The organism is Pseudomonas sp. HC1(2025), assembly GCF_058742075.1.
In genome coordinates this window covers 1,729,324-1,747,739 of the sequence record NZ_CP196017.1, presented here as the reverse complement: position 1 = coordinate 1,747,739, position 18,416 = coordinate 1,729,324, and the positions used below count along the sequence as shown (strand labels likewise).

The following is an 18,416-nucleotide window of genomic DNA, read 5'->3' as shown; positions in this document are numbered from 1 at the left end:
GAACAGGAGTGGGTTCCCGTGACTCGTATTGCCATGCTCGTATGGAACGAATTTCGCAACGACGCCCGCGTGTTGAAACAGGCCCAGACACTTCAGTCGGCGGGCTATCAAGTCACGGTGTTTGCCCTGCATACCCCAGGTATAACCTGCCAAAAAGAAACCCTCGCGGATGGCACTCAGGTGATACGAGTCGCGCGGCGTCCGTTATGGCGGTGGCGCAGCGCCAAGGCGCAACAATCGAGGGGCGCGTCGGCGACTGGCAAGCCAATGTCAGTGCTGCGCGTACTTGCGCGGGTATGGACACATATCGGCCTGGTGACCCGTATCGCCTGGCATCGCGCAACGGTGATCCACGCCCATGACGTCAATACCCTGCCCAGCGCCTGGCTCGCCGCCCGGCTCAGCGGGGCCAAGCTGGTGTATGACGCCCACGAAATCAGCACCAGCCGCGAAGGTTACGGGCGCTATCGCCAGTGGGTGGCGCGGGTCGAGCGCACGCTGATGCCCAGGACTGACGGCAACATCACCACCACCGAGACGCGGGCGAAGTTCTTTGCCCGCGCTTACGCCATTGCCCGCCCGCTGGTGCTGCAGAATCGGCCACGGTTGAGCAGCAGCCCGCCAACACAACGGATCCGCCATGAACTGGGGCTGGTGCAGCCCTGGCCGATCATCGTCTATCAGGGCGGATTGCAGCAGGGACGCGGGCTGGAGCGCCTGCTGCGGGTAGCGGCAAGCGTACGGGATGCCTATTTCGTGTTGATTGGGGGCGGAAATCTGTGCGGGCCGCTGCTGGCATTGCGCGATGAACTGGGCCTGGCCGAGCGCGTGCATTTTATCCCCGTGGTGCCCCTGGCGGATCTGCCCAGCTACACCGCATCAGCCGATATTGGCGTGCAACCCATCGAACACACCTGCCTGAACCACTTCACCACCGACTCCAACAAGCTGTTCGAGTACGTGATCGCCGGGCTGCCGGTAATAGCCACGGACTTCCCGGAGATTCGCCGGATTGTCAAAGCCCATGACATCGGGTTGCTGGTGCCGGCCGGTGACGACCTGCAATTGCGCGCGGCTCTCAGGCATTTGCTGGATGACCCGGTGCTACGCCGCAGGTATGCCGGCAACACACGAATTGCCGCCAGGTACCTGAACTGGGAACAGCAGGAGCCAGAGCTGGTGACGCTGTACTACCGGTTGACGGGCATGGGCCAGGTGCATCCATGACGATGCGTATCCTGTTGTTGAGCTATTACTACCCACCTGACCTGGCAGCATTTCGGGTCGAAGCGATGGTCGAGGCCCTGCTCGCACGCCCTGGCGGCGAGGTGCAGATCGACTTGCTCACCACTTGTCCCAACCGCTATGCCGCCTCTTACGTGGCAGGCAGCGATGGCCCACAACGACCGGGGCTTTGTATTACGCGCATAGCCCTGCCCAGGGCCCCCAACAACTTCCGCGATCAGGCAAGGGGGTTTGCGGCCTATGCCCATGGCGTACGCAAAGCGATAAAAGGCAAGGAGTACGACTTGATCCTTGCCTCCTCCTCGCGGCTGATGACCGCCGCGCTGGCGGCCTCTATTGCCCGGGCACGCAAGACCCCGCTCTATCTGGATATCCGCGATATTTTCGTCGATGTGCTGCCCGAGCTTTTCCCTGGCCTGCGCGGCAACATCCTCGCCCGGCTGTTTGCCGTGGTCGAGCGACTGACGATCAACCAGGCCTCGCGGATCAACCTGGTGTCACCGGGGTTTCTCGGTTACTTCGTCGCGCGCTATCCGCACAAGAGGTTTGCCACCTTTACCAATGGCATTGACGATCTGTTTTTCCAGTCAGCGCTCTCCCAAGGCATACCCTGCGCACCTGCCGGCCGATTGAAAATCGTGTATGCCGGCAACATCGGCGCCGGCCAGGGCCTGGAGAAAATCATCCCGCAACTGGCGCAACGGTTGGCCGACCGTGCCAGCTTTTATGTGATTGGCCATGGCGGCACACTGCACAAGTTGCGCGATGAGCTGCAACGCCTGCACATCACCAATGTCGAGCTGATTGCCCCCATGCCCCGCGCCCAGCTCATCAATCACTATCGCCAGGCCGATGTGCTGTTTTTGCACCTGAACACGTTCAAGGCATTCCTCAAAGTCATACCCTCAAAATTGTTCGAGTACGCCGCCACCGGCAAGCCGATCCTGGCGGGCCTGGATGGTTACTCAAAACACTTCGCCACCACCCATATCGCCAACACCGCAGTGTTTGCCCCCGCAGACCTGGAGTCCGCCATCGCCGCCCTGGCTCGACTCAGGCTCGAACCCACCGACCGTTCGGCATTCATTCGCGATTACGCGCGCACGACCATCCAGCAACACATGGCGATCGACATCCTGAGCACCCGTTAAGCGCCCGCCGATTATTGCAAAAATAAGTTAAATAAAAGCCCGTCGGGGCCGACAACCTGTCAAAGCCTTGCGGATTGATCAATCATGCGTAATAACCAACCCGTTACCCAGCGCGAACGTACCTTCCCCGCTCAACAACGGTTGATCTCCACGACCGATGCCAAAGGCGTGATCACTTACTGCAACGACGCGTTCGTCGAAATCAGTGGGTTTTCCCGGGATGAACTGATGCGCGCCCCGCACAACCTGGTACGTCACCCGGATGTGCCGGCCGCGGTGTTCGCGCATATGTGGGCGACGCTCAAACAAGGCTTGCCATGGATGGGCATCGTCAAGAACCGCTGCAAGGCCGGCGATCACTACTGGGTCAACGCCTATGTGACCCCGGTGTTCGACGGCGAACAGGTGATCGGCTACGAGTCGGTACGGGTCAAGCCGACCGCCGAGCAGATCCGCCGTGCCGAAGCGCTGTACCAGCGGATCAATCAGGGCAAGTCGGCCATCCCGCGCAGTGACAAATGGCTGCCGGTGTTGCAGGACTGGCTGCCGTTTATCCTGGTCAGCCAGTTGAGCTTCCTGATCGGCATCTGGTTCAACTCCCACTGGGGTTTTGCCCTGGCCGCCGCACTGTCGGTGCCGCTGGGCCTGCTCGGCCTGAGCTGGCAGCAGCGCGGTCTCAAGCGCCTGTTGCGCCTGGCCGAACAGACCACCTCCGACCCGCTGATCGCGCAGATGTACACCGACAGCCGTGGCGCGCAAGCACGCCTGGAGATGTCGATCCTCAGCCAGGAAGCCCGCCTGAAGACCTGCCTGACCCGCTTGCAGGACACCGCCGAACACCTCAACGACCAGGCGCGTCAGTCCAACACCCTGGCCCACAACAGCTCGACCGGCCTGGAACGCCAGCGCGTGGAGACCGAGCAGGTAGCCACCGCCGTCAACCAGATGGCCGCCACCACCCAGGAAGTCGCCAGCCATGTACAACGTACGGCTGACGCCACCCAGGAGGCCAATCGCCTGACTGGGCGCGGGCGTGATATCGCGGGCGAAACCCGCGAAGCCATCCAGCGCCTGTCAGTGGTGGTTGGGGAAACCGGCGTGACCGTGACCCAACTGGCCAAGGACAGCGACGAGATCGGCGGCGTGGTGGATGTGATCAAGGGCATTGCCGACCAGACCAACCTGCTGGCCCTGAACGCCGCCATCGAAGCGGCGCGCGCCGGTGAAATGGGCCGCGGGTTTGCGGTGGTGGCCGATGAAGTGCGGCAACTGGCGCAACGTACCAGCGAATCCACCGGGCAGATCCATGCCCTGATCGCCAAGTTGCAACAGACCGCCAGCACCGCCGTGCAGACCATGGATGCCGGGCATCGCCAGGCCGAAGAAGGCGTGGCGCGGGTGATGGAAGCGGACGCGGCGCTGGTGGGGATCAGCGAGGCGGTGGCGCACATTACCGACATGACCACCCAGATCGCCGCCGCGACCGAGGAGCAAAGCTCGGTCGCCGAAGAGATCAGCCGCAATATCAGCACCATTGCGCTGCTGGCGGACCAGACTTCGGAGCAGGCGTTGAATTCGGCGCAGTTGAGTGAAGAGCTGACCCATACGGCCAATACGCAATATTCGCTGGTGGAGCGGTTTAACCGCTAGATCGCTATCGCAGGCAAGCCAGCTCCCACATTTTGATCTGTGAATACATTCAAAATGTGGGAGCTGGCTTGCCTGCGATGAGGCCCTAACGGGTGCCGAGAAAACCAGCCACCTTCCCCGCCGCAGCTTCCAGATGCTGCTCATGGGTAAACCCCGAAGCCTTCAACGGCTTCAAATCGTGATCCCCCGCCACCAGCCACATCACCTCGATGCTCGGCGACAATACATACCCCTCCACCGCCGCCCGATTGCCCAGCGCATCGCGTTCGCCCTGCACAATCAAGGTCGGGGTCTTCAGCCCTGCCAGATGCTCGACCCGTGGCTTCTCTGGCTTGCCCACCGCATAGAACGGATACCCCAGGCACACCAGCGCATCTGCCGCCAATTCATCGGCCACCAAGCTGGCCATTCGCCCGCCCATGGACTTGCCGCCAATCGCCAAAGGCCCAGCGACATGACGTCGCACCTGGGCATATACCTCGCGCCAGCATTCCAGCAGTTTTGGCGCCGGGTTCGGCGGGCGTTTGCCGCCATCCACACGGCGCTGGGCCATGTAGGGAAACTCGAAGCGCAACACGTTCACGCCATGCCCGGCAAGGCGTACAGCCATGTCGTCCATAAAGCCCGAGTCCATCGGCGCGCCGGCACCGTGAGCCAGGATCAGCGTCGGTGATTGGCCCGCGTCAACGCTCGTGGCCGCATTCCACAACCACCCATGTTCACGCACACACTGCGCCCATTGATCCCCGTCAATACTGGCCTTGTGCTCTTTGCCCATGCTTGCCTCGCTTTTTAGTCTGCCTATAACTCCAGCCCAAGTGCCGCATCTGCTTGGGTTGAACCGTGGATGGGGAACCATGAACACTACTTTAAGTACCGCCTATAACTACAAGGTGGTCCGCCAATTCGCCATTATGACGGTGGTGTGGGGCATCGTCGGCATGGGGCTCGGGGTTTTTCTCGCCGCCCAGTTGGTATGGCCCGAACTCAACTTCAATCTGCCTTGGACCAGTTTCGGTCGATTGCGCCCACTGCACACCAACGCGGTGATTTTCGCGTTTGGGGGCTGCGCGCTGTTTGCCAGCTCCTTCTACGCGGTGCAACGCACCTGCCAGACCCAGCTGTTCGCGCCGAAAGTCGCCGCGTTCTGCTTCTGGGGCTGGCAGTTGGTGATCCTGCTGGCAGCAATCAGCTTGCCACTGGGCTACACCAGTTCCAAGGAATACGCCGAGCTGGAATGGCCGATCGACATCCTGATCACCATCGTCTGGGTCGCCTACGCCATCGTGTTCTTCGGCACCGTGGCCAAGCGCAACACCAAGCACATCTATGTCGGTAACTGGTTCTTCGGTGCGTTCATCATCACCGTGGCGATCCTGCATATCGTCAACAACCTGGAAATCCCGGTCAGCCTGACCAAGTCCTACTCGCTGTACGGCGGTGCGACGGATGCCATGGTGCAGTGGTGGTATGGCCACAACGCCGTAGGTTTCTTCCTCACTGCGGGCTTTTTGGGGATGATGTACTACTTCGTGCCCAAGCAGGCCGAGCGTCCGGTTTACTCCTATCGCTTGTCCATCGTGCACTTCTGGGCACTGATCACCCTGTACATCTGGGCCGGCCCTCACCACCTGCACTACACCGCGCTGCCGGACTGGGCACAGTCCCTGGGCATGGTGATGTCACTGGTTCTGCTGGCGCCAAGCTGGGGCGGCATGATCAACGGCATGATGACCCTCTCGGGCGCCTGGCATAAGCTGCGCAGCGACCCGATCCTGCGCTTCCTCGTTGTATCGCTGGCGTTCTACGGCATGTCGACCTTCGAAGGGCCGATGATGGCCATCAAGACGGTCAACGCCCTGTCCCACTACACCGACTGGACCATCGGCCACGTACACGCCGGCGCCCTCGGTTGGGTAGCGATGATCTCCATCGGCGCGCTGTACCACATGATCCCGAAAATCTTCGGTCGCGAGCAGATGTACAGCCTCGGCCTGATCAACGCGCACTTCTGGCTGGCCACCATCGGCACCGTGCTCTACATCGCTTCGATGTGGGTCAACGGCATTGCCCAGGGCCTGATGTGGCGTGCGGTCAACGAAGACGGCACCCTGACCTACTCCTTCGTCGAAACCCTGGTGGCCAGCCACCCAGGCTTCATCGTGCGGTTGGTGGGCGGTGCGATCTTCCTCAGCGGCATGTTCCTGATGGCTTACAACACTTGGCGCACCGTGCGTTCGGCACAACCTGCCGAAGTGGCCGCTGCGGCGCAGATGGCCTGAGGAGTCGATGATGAAACACGAAACGATTGAAAAGAACGTCGGCCTATTGATGCTGCTGATGGTGCTTGCCGTGAGTATCGGCGGCCTGACGCAGATCGTCCCGCTGTTCTTCCAGGACGTCACCAACAAGCCGGTCGAAGGCATGAAGCCCTACACCGCGCTGCAACTGGAAGGCCGTGACATCTACATCCGCGAAGGCTGCGTACAGTGTCACTCGCAGATGATCCGGCCGTTCCGCGCCGAGACCGAACGCTACGGCCACTACTCGGTCGCCGGCGAAAGCGTGTGGGATCACCCGTTCCTGTGGGGTTCCAAGCGTACCGGTCCGGACCTGGCCCGCGTTGGCGCGCGCTACTCCGACGACTGGCACCGCGCGCACTTGTACAACCCGCGCAACGTTGTGCCTGAGTCGAAGATGCCGGCCTACCCTTGGCTGGTCACCGCCCAGGTCGACAGCAGCCACACCGAAACCAAGCTCAAGGTCATGCGCACCCTCGGCGTGCCGTACACCGACGCAGACATCACCGCGGCCGTGGACAGCCTCAAGGGCAAGACCGAAATGGACGCCCTGGTCTCCTACCTGCAAGTGCTCGGCACTGCAATCAAGAGTAAGAGGTGAACCATGGGTTTTGAACTGGATACCGGAATGATCCGCGGCCTCGGCACCCTGGTGGTGGCAATTGCCTTCATCGGCCTGTCGCTGTGGGTGTTCAACTCCAAGCGCAACCCGGAGTTCGCCGAGGCCTGCCTGCTGCCATTTGCCGATGAGCCTAAGCCTGACGCCATCGACACCCCATCCGACGCTCAAGAAGAGCCTGTAACAAGGAGCATTCGGCCATGACTACCTTTTGGAGTACATGGATCTGTGTACTGACCCTCGGCAGCCTGATCGGCTTGACCTGGCTGCTGTTCGGCACCCGCAAGGGCGAGACCAAGGGCAGCGTCGACCAGACCATGGGCCACGCCTTCGACGGGATTGAGGAGTACGACAACCCCCTGCCCCAGTGGTGGTTCATGTTGTTCGCCGGCACCCTGGTGTTTGCCGTCGGCTACCTGATCCTCTATCCGGGCCTGGGCAACTGGAAAGGCGTGTTGCCGGGCTATGAAGACGGCTGGACCCAGACCAAGGAATGGGACAAGGAAATGGCCAAGGCCGACGCCAAGTTCGGGCCGATCTTCGCCAAATTCGCAGCCATGCCCGTGGAAGAAGTAGCCAAGGACCCGCAAGCGTTGAAAATGGGCGGCCGCCTGTTTGCCTCCAACTGCGCGGTGTGCCACGGCTCCGATGCCAAGGGCGCCTACGGCTTCCCGAACCTGGCGGACGACAACTGGCGCTGGGGCGGTTCGGCAGACGCGATCAAGCTGACCATCATGAACGGGCGCCACGCCGCCATGCCGGCCTGGGGTGAAGTGCTAGGCGAGGACGGGGTGAAAAACGTCGCGGCCTATGTACGCCACGACCTGGCCAAGTTGCCGCTGCCGGCTGACAGCAAGGTCGACCTGGCTGCTGGCAAGCAAGCGTTCGACACCACCTGCGTGGCCTGCCACGGCCCAGAAGGCCACGGCGTTGAAGCCATGGGCGCGCCAAACCTGACGCAGCCTGCCGGTTTCATCTACGGCACCAGCCTTGCGCAGTTGCAGCAGACCATCCGTCACGGCCGCCAGGGCCAGATGCCGGCGCAGGAAGCCCTGCAAGGCAACGACAAGGTCCACCTGCTGGCGGCCTACGTCTACAGCCTGTCGCAGAAAGAGCAGAAGTAAGCTTCAAGCTACACGCTGCAAGAGAAGAGTTCTCAACTCGGCTCTTGCAGCCCTCCCTCTCCCCGCTCCAAACCTGCCCCTTGCAGCTTGCTACTAACCACTGCGCCCTGCGCCAGATTGTCACACCCTTCTAAAGCACACCTTTCCCCTCTCGCCATTCGGGTCTACGCTTGTTTCCACAGTGGGCCGGCGTTGATCGGTCGCAGCTAGACTTGCACTCGATGAGTCAGACACTCCAGCAGGGTGACAGGCGCAAAGGCTGGCAGTTACCGGCTGTCGTGCCATTGACCATTCGTCACTTAGCCAGCTTGTTTGTACATACCTCGCTACAAGTACCTGCGCCCCCTCAAAATTCCTGTCCAACCCGTCAGCTTTTCATTTTTGATTTTGTCCTTACGCCAAACATGGAAAGGGCGCAGAATCTGGTTTGTAAAGCATTGACGCAGGTCAGCGTTACGTTGCAATGGCACCTCGCTTTCTCCATACTTGCGACCGATTTTTATCCTAATAAAACACCTAAACCGTGGAACCTTAGAATGAGCACAGCAATCAGTCCGACTGCTTATAACTATAAGGTAGTCCGCCAGTTCGCCATCATGACGGTGGTCTGGGGGATCCTTGGCATGGGGCTCGGTGTCTTCATCGCCTCGCAACTGGTCTGGCCGGAGTTGAACTTCGACCTGCCATGGACGACGTTTGGACGCCTACGCCCACTGCACACCAACCTGGTGATCTTCGCCTTCGGCGGATGTGCACTGTTTGCCACTTCCTACTATGTCGTGCAGCGAACCTGCCAGACGCGACTGATTTCCGATGGTCTCGCCGCCTTCACCTTCTGGGGATGGCAAGCGGTGATTGTCGGCGCCATCATCACCCTGCCAATGGGCTTCACCACCACCAAGGAATACGCGGAATTGGAATGGCCCCTTGCCATCCTTCTGGCGATCGTCTGGGTGACCTACGGCATTGTGTTCTTTGGCACCATCGTCAAGCGCAAGACCAAGCACATCTATGTCGGCAACTGGTTCTACGGCGCATTCATCGTCGTGACGGCGATGCTGCACATCGTCAACCACGCGTCCCTGCCGGTGAGTTTCTTCAAGTCCTACTCGGCCTACGCCGGTGCGACCGATGCGATGATCCAGTGGTGGTACGGCCACAACGCCGTAGGGTTCTTCCTGACCACCGGCTTTTTGGGGATGATGTACTACTTCGTGCCGAAACAGGCCGAGCGTCCGATCTACTCCTATCGCCTGTCCATCGTGCACTTCTGGGCGCTGATCACCCTGTATATCTGGGCCGGTCCGCACCACCTGCACTACACCGCACTGCCAGATTGGGCACAGTCCCTGGGCATGGCCATGTCGATCATCCTGCTGGCTCCGAGCTGGGGCGGCATGATCAACGGCATGATGACCCTGTCGGGCGCCTGGCATAAGCTGCGCACTGACCCGATCCTGCGCTTTTTGGTGGTATCGCTGGCGTTCTACGGCATGTCGACCTTCGAAGGGCCGATGATGGCCATCAAGACGGTCAACTCGCTGTCCCACTACACCGACTGGACCATCGGCCACGTCCACGCCGGCGCCCTCGGCTGGGTAGCGATGATCTCCATCGGCGCGCTGTATCACATGATTCCCAAGCTCTATGGCCGGGCGCAGATGCACAGCACCAGCCTGATCAATACCCACTTCTGGCTGGCCACCATCGGCACCGTGCTCTACATCGCCTCGATGTGGGTCAACGGCATCACCCAGGGCCTGATGTGGCGTGCGATCAACGACGACGGCACCCTCACCTACTCCTTCGTCGAAGCGCTGCAAGCCAGCCATCCTGGTTTCATCGTCCGTGCCCTCGGTGGTGCGTTCTTTGCCAGCGGCATGCTGTTCATGGCCTACAACGTGTGGCGCACCGTGCGTGCCTCCAACCCTGTAGAGGCTGAAGCCGCCACCAAGATCGCCGTCGTGGGAGCTCACTGATGAAGCATGAAGTAGTCGAGAAGAATATCGGCCTGCTGGCCTTCTTCATGGTCATCGCCGTGAGTATCGGCGGCCTGACCCAGATCGTTCCGCTGTTTTTCCAGGACGTCACCAACAAGCCGGTCGAAGGCATGAAGCCACGTACCGCCCTTGAACTGGAAGGTCGCGATGTGTACATCGCCAACGGCTGTGTCGGCTGCCACTCGCAGATGATCCGCCCGTTCCGTGCTGAAACCGAACGCTATGGCCACTACTCGGTCGCCGGCGAAAGCGTGTGGGACCACCCGTTCCTGTGGGGCTCCAAGCGTACCGGTCCGGACCTGGCCCGCGTGGGTGGTCGTTACTCCGATGACTGGCAGCGTGCGCACTTGTACAACCCGCGCAACGTGGTGCCCGAGTCGAAAATGCCGGCGTACCCGTTCCTCGTGGAAAACAAGCTCGACGGCAAAGACACGGCCAAGAAAATGGAAGTCTTGCGCACCCTCGGCGTGCCTTACACCGACGAAGACATCGCCGGTGCCCAGGCAGCCGTCAAGGGCAAGACCGAAATGGACGCGCTGGTGGCCTACCTGCAAGGCCTGGGCACCATCATCAAAAGCAAACGGTGATCTGAATGGATATCGGGATGATTCGAGGCCTGGGCACCGTTGTCGTGATGGTGGCCTTTATAGGCCTGGCGTTGTGGGTGTTCAGCCCCAAGCGCAAGTCAGAGTTTGAAGACGCGACCTTGCTGCCTTTTGCGGATGATCCCGAAGCCATCAAGCACGTCGAGCAAGCTTCTAGGAGTAACAAAGAATGACTACGTTCTGGAGTCTGTACGTCACAGTCCTCAGTCTGGGTACCATTTTTGCCCTGACCTGGCTGCTGCTGTCGACCCGCAAGGGCCAGCGCGCCGAACAAACGGACGAGACGGTTGGCCACTCGTTCGATGGCATCGAGGAATACGACAACCCACTGCCAAAGTGGTGGTTCATGTTGTTCGTCGGCACCATCGTGTTTGCCCTGGGCTACCTGGTGCTGTACCCGGGCCTGGGCAACTGGAAAGGCCTGCTGCCGGGCTATGCCTACCTCGATAACGACAAGCAAACCCCATTCGCCAACGGCCAGAGCGGCTGGACTGGCGTGCACGAGTGGGAAAAGGAAATGGCGCGCTCGGACGCCAAGTTCGGGCCGATCTTCGCCAAATTCGCGGCCATGCCTATTGAAGAAGTGGCCAAGGACCCGCAAGCCCTGAAGATGGGGGGCCGCCTGTTCGCCTCCAACTGCTCGGTCTGCCACGGTTCCGACGCCAAGGGTGCCTACGGCTTTCCCAACCTGACCGACGCCGACTGGCGCTGGGGCGGCGAGCCGGAAACCATCAAGGCCACCATCATGGCCGGCCGCCATGCAGTGATGCCGGGCTGGGCTGAAGTCATCGGCGAACAAGGCGTGGCTGACGTGGCCGGCTTCGTGCTGACCAACCTCGATGGCCGCAAGCTGCCGGAAGGCGCCAAGGCCGACGTGGCCAACGGCGAGAAACTCTTCGCCGCCAACTGCGTGGCCTGCCACGGACCGGCCGGCAAGGGTACGCCAGCAATGGGCGCACCCGACCTGACCCACCCGGGCGCGTTCATCTACGGCTCCAGCTTCGCCCAACTGCAGCAGACCATCCGTTACGGCCGCCAGGGTCAGATGCCTGCGCAAGAGCAACTGCAAGGTAACGACAAGGTGCACTTGCTGGCAGCGTATGTTTACAGCCTGTCGCACAAAGAGCAGCAAGAGCAGAAGTAAGCTGCAAGCCCCAATAAAAAGCCCCGTACAGCGCATGCTGGCGGGGCTTTTTTGGTTCTGGTGAAGCCTATCGACCGTTTGTAGCTTCAAGCTTGTGGCTTGCAACTGCATAGTAGTAACGTAACTACATTCACCCATCCCGCTGGGAGGCGCCCCATGACTATCACGACAATCTCCAGCCGCGAATTCAACCAGGACACAAGCGGTGCCAAAAAAGCCGCGCGCCAAGGACCGGTTTTTATTACCGATCGAGGCAAGCCTGCCCATGTACTGCTAAGTATTGAGGACTACCAAAAATTGACAGGTATCAACGCCGATATCGTTGACCTGTTGGTGATGCCCGAAGCGGCGGATATCGAGTTTGAAACCGAGCGTGCCGTGATTACACACCGACCCGTGGACCTCTCCTGATGTATCTGCTCGATACCAACGTCATTTCCGAGTTACGCAAACCCCAAGCCGACAAAAATGTGGTGGCCTGGGCCAGAACCATCGCCGCACCGCGCATGTATATTTCGGCGATTACCTTGAAGGAACTGGAGACGGGGGTGCTGCGAATGGAGCGCCGTGACCCCGCGCAGGGCAAGGTCTTGCGCACCTGGCTCAAACGCCACGTCATGCCGGCCTTCGATGCCAGAATCCTGCCAATTGACGCTGCCGTGGCATTGCGCTGCGCCAGCTTGCATGTGCCCGATTGTGCCAACGAAAGTGATGCGCTTATCGCCGCAACCGCTCTGGTTCATGGCCTGACCGTGGTCACCCGCAATGTCACCGACTTCCAAAGCAGCGGTGTGACACTGATCAACCCATGGGACGAATGACCTTCGAGCCCTGAAAAACCGTCCATACTCATCCTGTCAATTGATTCAAGTCACGTACACCATCAATTGATTTCCCCCAACGCGACCAAAGGTCGCACCCGTTCATCGGTACTACAGGCGTATCATTACGCCACTGCAAGACCCCTATTTTGACCCCGGCTGGCACGTACTGGCCGAGGCAAATCTCCACTGCCGTGGGATGCAATGATGAGCAACCAGATTCCGGTACATGACGTTACCCCGCCTGCCAAAAAAACCAGCGACACCGTCGATCTCTACGCCTCGCGGGAGAAAATCTACACCCGTGCGTTCACCGGGATGTTCCGCAATCTGCGGATGCTCGGCGGTGCCGGGTTGTTCCTGCTGTACTTCGGTACGGTGTGGCTGAACTGGGGCGGGCACCAGGCCGTCTGGTGGAACCTGCCAGAGCGTAAATTCTTCATTTTCGGTGCGACATTCTGGCCCCAGGATTTCATCCTGCTGTCGGGCATCCTGATCATTTCGGCCTTTGGCCTGTTCTTTATCACCGTGTACGCCGGGCGGATCTGGTGCGGCTACACCTGCCCGCAAAGCGTGTGGACCTGGATCTACATGTGGTGCGAAAAGGTCACCGAAGGCGACCGCAACCAGCGGATCAAACTGGACAAGGCGCCGATGAGCGCCAACAAGTTCCTGCGTAAACTCAGCAAGCACAGCCTGTGGCTGATCATCGGCTTTGTTACCGGCATGACCTTTGTCGGCTACTTCTCGCCGATCCGCGAACTGGTCTTCGATTTCTTCACAGGCCAAGCCGATGGCTGGTCGTACTTCTGGGTCGGCTTCTTCACCCTCGCCACCTACGGCAACGCCGGTTGGCTGCGTGAGCAAGTGTGCATCTACATGTGTCCGTATGCGCGCTTCCAGAGCGTGATGTTCGACAAGGACACCCTGATCGTCTCCTATGACCCGCGTCGTGGTGAAGTGCGTGGCCCACGCAAGAAAGGCATCGACTACAAGGCCCAGGGCCTGGGGGATTGCATCGACTGCACCATGTGCGTGCAGGTCTGCCCCACCGGGATCGACATCCGTGACGGCCTGCAGATCGAGTGCATTGGCTGCGCGGCCTGCATCGACGCCTGCGACACCATCATGGACAAGATGGACTACCCTCGCGGGTTGATCAGCTACACCACCGAACATAACCTGTCGGGGCAAAAGACCCACAAGTTGCGCCCGCGCCTGATCGGCTATGCGCTGGTGCTGCTGGCGATGATCAGCCTGCTAGCCACGGCGTTTTTCATGCGCTCGCTGGTGGGTTTCGACGTCAGCAAGGACCGCGTGCTCTACCGCGAAAACGCCGAAGGGCGGATCGAGAACGTCTACAGCCTGAAAATCATGAACAAGGACCAGCACGACCACACCTACGTGCTGGACGCCAGCGGCCTGCCGGACCTCAAGCTGCAAGGCAAGCGCGAGATCAAGGTCGCCGCCGGGGAAATCTTCACTATGCCGGTGGAGCTGTCGAGCGCGCCGGAACAATTGCCATCGAGCACCAACGAGGTGAAATTCATCCTCAAGGATGCTGACGATGACAGCGTCCACGTTGAAGCCAAGAGCCGGTTCATCGGCCCACAAATTCGTTAAAAGAGAGCAGAACAATGCCCGTAGCAACTGCCGCAAGCCCCTGGTACAAGCACCTCTGGCCCTGGATCATCATTGCCATCCTGGCCTGCTCGGTGACGCTGACCTTGTCCATGGTGACCATCGCGGTGAACAACCCGGACAACCTGGTCAACGACAACTACTACGAGGCCGGCAAAGGCATCAACCGCTCCCTGGACCGCGAACTGCTGGCCCAGACCCTGCAAATGCGCGCCACCCTGCACCTGGATGAACTGACCGGTGAAGTGGAACTGTTCCTCACCGGCAACAGCGGGCCGACTACTCTGGAGCTGAACCTGATTTCTCCGACCCAGCCGGAGAAAGACCGCAAGGTCGTGCTCACCCGCAGCCAGAGCCAGCCGGGGCGGTACATCGGCCAGGTGACCGACAAGGTCGAGGGGCGGCGCTTCGTCGAACTGCTGGGGGTCGAAGGCGACAGGACCTGGCGCATGTTTGAAGAGGAAGAAGTCAGCCATGGCACCGACTTGAAGTTAGGTGACGAGCCGTTGCAGGGTGCTGAAGACCTGAAGAACTGACAGCCGCGCTTCGCGCATCGCCGGCAAGCCGGCTCCTACAGGGAGTGTGCGATAACCTTGTAGGAGCGGGCTTGCCCGCGATGAGGCCCTCCCCGCCCACACAGATCCAAAACCATGACCACCCCAACCCCCTGCTACCACTGCGCCCTCCCCGTCCCGCCCGGCAGCCGCTTCACTGCGGTGATCCTTGGCGAGTCCCGCGAGCTCTGCTGCCCGGGTTGCCAGGCGGTGGCCGAGGCGATTGTCGCAGGCGGGCTGGAAAGCTATTACCAACACCGCAGCGAGGCCTCGGCCAACCCCGAAGCGCTGCCCGTGCAGTTGGTCGACGAACTGGCGCTGTACGACCGCGCCGATGTGCAAAAACCCTTCGTGCGCCACGACGGCGACCTGGCCGAAGCCACCCTGTTGATGGAAGGCATCAGTTGCGCCGCCTGCGGCTGGCTGATCGAAAAACACCTGCGCAGCCTGCCCGCCGTGGCCGAGGCGCGACTGAACCTGTCCAACCATCGCCTGCATGTGCGCTGGGCCGATGGGCAGTTGCCGTTGAGCCAGGTGCTCAGCGAGCTGCGCCAGATCGGCTACGCCGCCCACCCCTATCAAGCCGACCGCGCCGCCGAACAACTGGCCAGCGAAAACCGCCTGGCCCTGCGCCAACTCGGCGTCGCCGGCCTGCTGTGGTTCCAGGCGATGATGGCAACCATGGCCACCTGGCCGGAATTCAATATCGACCTGAGCCCCGAGCTGCACGTGATCCTGCGCTGGGTCGCGCTGTTTTTGACCACCCCCATCGTGTTCTACAGCTGCGCGCCGTTTTTCAAGGGCGCCATGCGCGACCTGCGCACTCGCCACCTGACCATGGATGTCTCGGTGTCACTGGCCATCGGCGGCGCTTACCTCGCGGGGATCTGGACCGCGATAACGGGGGTGGGCGAGCTGTATTTCGATGCCGTGGGCATGTTCGCCCTGTTCCTGCTGGCCGGCCGCTACCTGGAGCGCCGTGCCCGCGAGCGCACGGCCGCCGCCACCGCCCAGTTGGTCAACCTGCTACCGGCCTCGTGCCTGCGCCTCAAAGGCGATGGCCAGAGCGAACGCATCCTGCTCACCGAACTGGCCCTGGGCGACCGGGTGCTGGTGCATCCGGGCGCGATCCTGCCGGCCGACGGGGTGATCCTGGAGGGCCAATCGAGCATCGACGAGTCCCTGCTCACCGGCGAATACCTGCCACAACCGCGACAGGCCGGCGATAGCGTCACCGCTGGCACCCTCAACGTCGAAGGCGCGTTGACCGTGCAAGTGCGCGCCCTGGGCCACGACACCCGCTTGTCGGCCATCGTGCGCCTGCTGGAGCGGGCCCAGGCCGAAAAACCGCGCCTGGCAGAAATCGCCGACCGCGCCGCGCAATGGTTCCTGCTCTGCTCACTGATCGCCGCCGCTGTGATCGGCCTGCTGTGGTGGGAGCTGGATTCGTCGCGAGCATTCTGGATTGTCCTGGCGATGCTGGTGGCGACTTGCCCGTGCGCCCTGTCCCTGGCAACCCCCACGGCCTTGACCGCCGCCACCGGCACCCTGCATAAACTCGGCCTGCTGCTGACCCGTGGCCATGTGCTGGAAGGCTTGAACCAGATCGACACAGTGATTTTCGACAAGACCGGCACCCTCACCGAAGGCCGCCTGGCCCTGCGCGCCATCCGGCCGCTGGGCAGCATGAGCAGCGATCTCGCCCTGGCCCTGGCCGCCGCCCTCGAAAACCGCTCCGAACACCCGATTGCCCGGGCCTTTGGCCGCGCGCCGCTGGCAGCTGATGAGGTGCTCAGCACCCCTGGCCTGGGGCTCGAAGGGCGGGTCGGCGAACGCCTGCTGCGCATTGGCCAACCCGCTTTCGTCTGTGAGTTAAGCGGCTGTGGGATTCCCGATTCGCCGCAAGATGCCGGCCAATGGCTGCTGCTGGGCGATACCGGCGGGGCCCTGGCCTGGTTTGTCCTGGATGATCGCCTGCGCAGCGATGCTCCTGCGCTGTTGGCCGCGTGCAAGGCGCGGGGCTGGCGTACCTTGTTGCTGTCGGGTGACAGCTCGCCGATGGTCGCCAGTGTCGCCGCCGAACTGGGGATTGATGAAGCCCGTGGCGGCCTCCGCCCGGATGACAAGCTGCAGGTGCTGCAACAACTGCACAAGGAAGGCCGCAAGGTGCTGATGCTCGGGGACGGCGTGAATGACGTGCCAGTACTGGCCGCCGCAGATATCAGCGTGGCCATGGGCTCGGCCACTGACCTGGCGAAAACCAGCGCCGATGCGGTGCTGTTGTCCAACCGCCTGGACGCCCTGGTGCAAGCCTTCAGCCTGGCCCGGCGCACGCGCCGGGTAATCATTGAAAACCTGCTGTGGGCCGGGCTGTACAATGGCCTGATGTTGCCGTTCGCCGCCCTCGGTTGGATCACGCCGATCTGGGCTGCGATCGGCATGTCCCTCAGTTCGTTGACCGTGGTGCTCAACGCCCTGCGCCTGACACGCCTGCCGCGCGCCAGTGCCGCGAGCACCACCCCACAGCCCCGCCCGCTGCCGGCTTGAGCCGCGCGGGCATGGAGTAGCGATGCCAGCTCTTTACGTAATGATTCCAGCGGCGCTGCTGATCGTCGCCATCGCCATCTACATCTTCTTCTGGGCGGTGGACAGCGGCCAGTATGACGACCTCGACGGGCCGGCCCACAGCGTGTTGTTCGACGACCAGGACCCCAAGCACCTGGCCGCTGTCGACGAAGCCAGCAGCCATGCGCAACCACCGACCAAGCCTGACGAGCCGGCGCCGCCCCATGCTTGACCTCGCGCCGCTGCTGGTTTCTGCGCTGATCCTCGGCCTGCTGGGCGGCGGCCATTGCCTGGGCATGTGCGGCGGCCTGATGGGCGCGCTGACCCTGGCCATCCCCCCGGAGCAACGCAGCCGGCGCTTTCGCCTGCTGCTGGCGTACAACCTGGGACGCATCCTCAGCTATGCCTGCGCCGGCGTATTGATTGGCCTGGCCGGCTGGGCCGTAGCCAACAGCCCGGCGGCGATGTTCATGCGCATCCTCGCGGGCCTGCTGTTGATCACCATGGGCCTGTACCTGGCCGGCTGGTGGAGCGGCCTGACCCGTATCGAAAGCCTCGGCCGCGGCCTGTGGCGCCATATCCAGCCGTTTGCCAGCCGTTTGCTGCCGGTGTCCAGCCTGCCCCGCGCCTTGCTGCTGGGCGCGCTGTGGGGTTGGTTGCCGTGCGGCCTGGTCTACAGCACCTTGTTGTGGGCGGCCAGCCAGGGCAATGCGATGGATAGCGGGTTGCTAATGCTGGCCTTCGGCCTTGGCACCTGGCCGGTCTTGCTCGCCACCGGTCTGGCGGCGGAGCGTGTCACCGCGCTGTTGCGCAAGCGCAGTGTGCGCGTGGCGGGCGGCCTGCTGGTGATGGTGTTCGGGATCTGGACCCTACCCGGCCCCCATCAGCACTGGCTGATGGGCCACTAAAAGGCCATGTGGCATAGCGCCGCTCCCCTTTGATACAAATCAAGATGACCGCCCGGCCATGCCCCTAGACTCGGCCCACTAGCCAATCC

At 61.8% G+C, this 18,416-nt stretch carries 19 protein-coding genes; 18 read left to right on the top strand and 1 reads right to left on the bottom strand.

Features of this window, described 5'->3' with window-relative positions; genetic code table 11:
• The first annotated feature begins 18 nt into the window (after positions 1-18).
• The 3 genes from ACSSVH_RS07740 to ACSSVH_RS07730 all read left to right on the top strand — a co-directional run bounded on the left by ACSSVH_RS07740 (position 19) and on the right by ACSSVH_RS07730 (position 4,046).
• Positions 19-1,227 carry a glycosyltransferase family 4 protein gene (locus ACSSVH_RS07740; RefSeq protein WP_346266494.1) on the top strand — a complete coding sequence of 403 codons (1,209 nt, stop codon included), beginning with the start codon at positions 19-21 and terminating at the stop codon, positions 1,225-1,227.
• On the top strand, positions 1,224-2,396 hold the full coding sequence (locus ACSSVH_RS07735) for a glycosyltransferase family 4 protein (protein ID WP_492634307.1): 1,173 nt from the start codon (positions 1,224-1,226) through the stop codon (positions 2,394-2,396). The genes ACSSVH_RS07740 and ACSSVH_RS07735 overlap by 4 nt, the downstream gene beginning before the upstream one ends.
• 84 nt (positions 2,397-2,480) lie before the next feature.
• Entirely contained in the window at positions 2,481-4,046 is a 1,566-nt protein-coding gene (locus ACSSVH_RS07730) for a methyl-accepting chemotaxis protein (RefSeq protein ID WP_492634306.1), read from the top strand.
• A gap of 85 nt (positions 4,047-4,131) precedes the next feature.
• Here the strand turns inward: ACSSVH_RS07730 and ACSSVH_RS07725 are convergent, their stop codons facing one another.
• Complete coding sequence (locus ACSSVH_RS07725) at positions 4,132-4,824, bottom strand: alpha/beta family hydrolase (protein ID WP_492634305.1); 693 nt, start codon at positions 4,822-4,824, stop codon at positions 4,132-4,134.
• Between the two features lie 79 nt (positions 4,825-4,903).
• On the opposite strand from ACSSVH_RS07725, the gene ccoN (ACSSVH_RS07720) reads away from it, so the two are divergent.
• The 15 genes from ccoN (ACSSVH_RS07720) (at position 4,904) to ACSSVH_RS07650 (ending at position 18,327) form a co-directional block, all read left to right on the top strand.
• Entirely contained in the window at positions 4,904-6,328 is a 1,425-nt protein-coding gene (gene ccoN / locus ACSSVH_RS07720) for a cytochrome-c oxidase, cbb3-type subunit I (protein ID WP_169954201.1), read from the top strand.
• Positions 6,329-6,338: 10 nt separating this feature from the next.
• Complete coding sequence (ccoO, locus tag ACSSVH_RS07715) at positions 6,339-6,947, top strand: cytochrome-c oxidase, cbb3-type subunit II (protein ID WP_029300055.1); 609 nt, start codon at positions 6,339-6,341, stop codon at positions 6,945-6,947.
• A 3-nt stretch (positions 6,948-6,950) separates the two neighbouring features.
• On the top strand, positions 6,951-7,169 hold the full coding sequence (locus ACSSVH_RS07710; protein ID WP_169954202.1) for a cbb3-type cytochrome oxidase subunit 3: 219 nt from the start codon (positions 6,951-6,953) through the stop codon (positions 7,167-7,169).
• Complete coding sequence (ccoP, locus tag ACSSVH_RS07705) at positions 7,166-8,089, top strand: cytochrome-c oxidase, cbb3-type subunit III (protein WP_169954203.1); 924 nt, start codon at positions 7,166-7,168, stop codon at positions 8,087-8,089. The genes ACSSVH_RS07710 and ccoP (ACSSVH_RS07705) overlap by 4 nt, the downstream gene beginning before the upstream one ends.
• 536 nt (positions 8,090-8,625) lie before the next feature.
• The gene (gene ccoN / locus ACSSVH_RS07700) at positions 8,626-10,068 is read left to right on the top strand and encodes a cytochrome-c oxidase, cbb3-type subunit I (protein WP_057439486.1); all 1,443 of its coding nucleotides are present in this window, start codon (positions 8,626-8,628) and stop codon (positions 10,066-10,068) included.
• Entirely contained in the window at positions 10,068-10,676 is a 609-nt protein-coding gene (gene ccoO / locus ACSSVH_RS07695) for a cytochrome-c oxidase, cbb3-type subunit II (protein ID WP_029300047.1), read from the top strand. Before ccoN (ACSSVH_RS07700) ends, ccoO (ACSSVH_RS07695) begins: the two co-directional genes overlap by 1 nt.
• Before the next feature lie 5 nt (positions 10,677-10,681).
• Complete coding sequence (locus tag ACSSVH_RS07690) at positions 10,682-10,867, top strand: CcoQ/FixQ family Cbb3-type cytochrome c oxidase assembly chaperone (RefSeq protein WP_003175465.1); 186 nt, start codon at positions 10,682-10,684, stop codon at positions 10,865-10,867.
• The gene (gene ccoP / locus ACSSVH_RS07685; protein ID WP_170043329.1) at positions 10,864-11,838 is read left to right on the top strand and encodes a cytochrome-c oxidase, cbb3-type subunit III; all 975 of its coding nucleotides are present in this window, start codon (positions 10,864-10,866) and stop codon (positions 11,836-11,838) included. The genes ACSSVH_RS07690 and ccoP (ACSSVH_RS07685) overlap by 4 nt, the downstream gene beginning before the upstream one ends.
• 156 nt (positions 11,839-11,994) lie before the next feature.
• Positions 11,995-12,249 (top strand): type II toxin-antitoxin system Phd/YefM family antitoxin, encoded by a 255-nt coding sequence (locus ACSSVH_RS07680; protein ID WP_169954205.1) that lies wholly within the window; start codon positions 11,995-11,997, stop codon positions 12,247-12,249.
• A complete protein-coding gene (locus ACSSVH_RS07675) occupies positions 12,249-12,659 on the top strand; it encodes a type II toxin-antitoxin system VapC family toxin (RefSeq protein WP_170057744.1) in 411 nt (136 codons plus the stop codon). The genes ACSSVH_RS07680 and ACSSVH_RS07675 overlap by 1 nt, the downstream gene beginning before the upstream one ends.
• Before the next feature lie 207 nt (positions 12,660-12,866).
• Complete coding sequence (ccoG, locus tag ACSSVH_RS07670; RefSeq protein WP_169954207.1) at positions 12,867-14,282, top strand: cytochrome c oxidase accessory protein CcoG; 1,416 nt, start codon at positions 12,867-12,869, stop codon at positions 14,280-14,282.
• A 14-nt stretch (positions 14,283-14,296) separates the two neighbouring features.
• Complete coding sequence (locus ACSSVH_RS07665) at positions 14,297-14,836, top strand: FixH family protein (RefSeq protein ID WP_492634304.1); 540 nt, start codon at positions 14,297-14,299, stop codon at positions 14,834-14,836.
• 114 nt (positions 14,837-14,950) lie between these two features.
• A complete protein-coding gene (locus ACSSVH_RS07660; protein ID WP_492634303.1) occupies positions 14,951-17,401 on the top strand; it encodes a heavy metal translocating P-type ATPase in 2,451 nt (816 codons plus the stop codon).
• Positions 17,402-17,423: 22 nt separating this feature from the next.
• On the top strand, positions 17,424-17,651 hold the full coding sequence (gene ccoS / locus ACSSVH_RS07655) for a cbb3-type cytochrome oxidase assembly protein CcoS (protein WP_169954209.1): 228 nt from the start codon (positions 17,424-17,426) through the stop codon (positions 17,649-17,651).
• The gene (locus ACSSVH_RS07650) at positions 17,644-18,327 is read left to right on the top strand and encodes a sulfite exporter TauE/SafE family protein (RefSeq protein WP_492634302.1); all 684 of its coding nucleotides are present in this window, start codon (positions 17,644-17,646) and stop codon (positions 18,325-18,327) included. Before ccoS ends, ACSSVH_RS07650 begins: the two co-directional genes overlap by 8 nt.
• Positions 18,328-18,416: the final 89 nt, after the last annotated feature.

What these genes read in the sequence shown, in the direction of transcription:
- ACSSVH_RS07735 (WP_492634307.1), top strand. Translation starts at nt 1,224, where the DNA reads ATGACGATGCGTATCCTGTTGTTGAGCTATTACTACCCACCTGACCTG.
- ACSSVH_RS07730 (WP_492634306.1), top strand. Translation starts at nt 2,481, where the DNA reads ATGCGTAATAACCAACCCGTTACCCAGCGCGAACGTACCTTCCCCGCT.
- ACSSVH_RS07725 (WP_492634305.1), bottom strand. Translation starts at nt 4,824, where the DNA reads ATGGGCAAAGAGCACAAGGCCAGTATTGACGGGGATCAATGGGCGCAG.
- ccoN (WP_169954201.1), top strand. Translation starts at nt 4,904, where the DNA reads ATGAACACTACTTTAAGTACCGCCTATAACTACAAGGTGGTCCGCCAA.
- ccoO (WP_029300055.1), top strand. Translation starts at nt 6,339, where the DNA reads ATGAAACACGAAACGATTGAAAAGAACGTCGGCCTATTGATGCTGCTG.
- ACSSVH_RS07710 (WP_169954202.1), top strand. Translation starts at nt 6,951, where the DNA reads ATGGGTTTTGAACTGGATACCGGAATGATCCGCGGCCTCGGCACCCTG.
- ccoP (WP_169954203.1), top strand. Translation starts at nt 7,166, where the DNA reads ATGACTACCTTTTGGAGTACATGGATCTGTGTACTGACCCTCGGCAGC.
- ccoN (WP_057439486.1), top strand. Translation starts at nt 8,626, where the DNA reads ATGAGCACAGCAATCAGTCCGACTGCTTATAACTATAAGGTAGTCCGC.
- ccoO (WP_029300047.1), top strand. Translation starts at nt 10,068, where the DNA reads ATGAAGCATGAAGTAGTCGAGAAGAATATCGGCCTGCTGGCCTTCTTC.
- ACSSVH_RS07690 (WP_003175465.1), top strand. Translation starts at nt 10,682, where the DNA reads ATGGATATCGGGATGATTCGAGGCCTGGGCACCGTTGTCGTGATGGTG.
- ccoP (WP_170043329.1), top strand. Translation starts at nt 10,864, where the DNA reads ATGACTACGTTCTGGAGTCTGTACGTCACAGTCCTCAGTCTGGGTACC.
- ACSSVH_RS07680 (WP_169954205.1), top strand. Translation starts at nt 11,995, where the DNA reads ATGACTATCACGACAATCTCCAGCCGCGAATTCAACCAGGACACAAGC.
- ACSSVH_RS07675 (WP_170057744.1), top strand. Translation starts at nt 12,249, where the DNA reads ATGTATCTGCTCGATACCAACGTCATTTCCGAGTTACGCAAACCCCAA.
- ccoG (WP_169954207.1), top strand. Translation starts at nt 12,867, where the DNA reads ATGAGCAACCAGATTCCGGTACATGACGTTACCCCGCCTGCCAAAAAA.
- ACSSVH_RS07665 (WP_492634304.1), top strand. Translation starts at nt 14,297, where the DNA reads ATGCCCGTAGCAACTGCCGCAAGCCCCTGGTACAAGCACCTCTGGCCC.
- ACSSVH_RS07660 (WP_492634303.1), top strand. Translation starts at nt 14,951, where the DNA reads ATGACCACCCCAACCCCCTGCTACCACTGCGCCCTCCCCGTCCCGCCC.
- ccoS (WP_169954209.1), top strand. Translation starts at nt 17,424, where the DNA reads ATGCCAGCTCTTTACGTAATGATTCCAGCGGCGCTGCTGATCGTCGCC.
- ACSSVH_RS07650 (WP_492634302.1), top strand. Translation starts at nt 17,644, where the DNA reads ATGCTTGACCTCGCGCCGCTGCTGGTTTCTGCGCTGATCCTCGGCCTG.